The following is a 594-nucleotide window of genomic DNA, read 5'->3' on the forward strand; positions in this document are numbered from 1 at the left end:
CTGGACACCTTGTCGATGACCTTCAGCGACACCGACGACGACGCCGCACCGATGATCACCTGGGTGCCCGCCGCCAGTTCGCGGTCCACCGTGGTGTTCGCCGTATCGGTGGTGGTGTCGCCGGAGTCGCCGGGAATCAGCTGGACGGGCTGGCCGAGAACCCCTCCTGCCGCGTTGACGTCGTTGACGCCGAGCTGGGTGCCCGCCACCATCGGCGGTCCGAGGAAGGAGAGGCTTCCCGTGTCGGGGAGCAGGGTGCCGATCTTCAGCGGCGCCGTGGACGGGGCACCCGCTGCCGCCGCTTCTTCGGGGGTGCAGTCGGTGGAAACAGTGGTGGCCGAGGCAGAGCTGTCACTCCCGCTCGCGGAGTCGTCGCCACTGTCCGAACTACAACCTGCCAGTGCGAGAGATGCCGCGCCGAGAACCGCGGCCGCCCGCACGAGGGTCCGTTTAGCCATCCAAACTCTCCTTAGATCACCTGTGTGCGGGCGCCACCCGAGTTGGCGTCCGCTGTGGGATCAGACGCTAGCGGTCCGGCGGCTTTCTTCGCCAACCCGGCCACCGACCGCGCCCGCAACTTCCTCGCTCGGGTTC

At 68.4% G+C, this 594-nt stretch carries 1 protein-coding gene; it reads right to left on the reverse strand.

What is annotated here, in order from left to right; all coding sequences use genetic code 11:
- On the reverse strand, positions 1 to 458 hold a 458-nt coding region (locus AC1DWT_RS51770; protein WP_477926342.1), incomplete at its 3' end, for an ABC transporter substrate-binding protein.
- Positions 459 to 594 lie beyond the last annotated feature (136 nt).

The sequence above is a fragment of the Rhodococcus sp. P4_B6 genome (assembly GCF_056402215.1).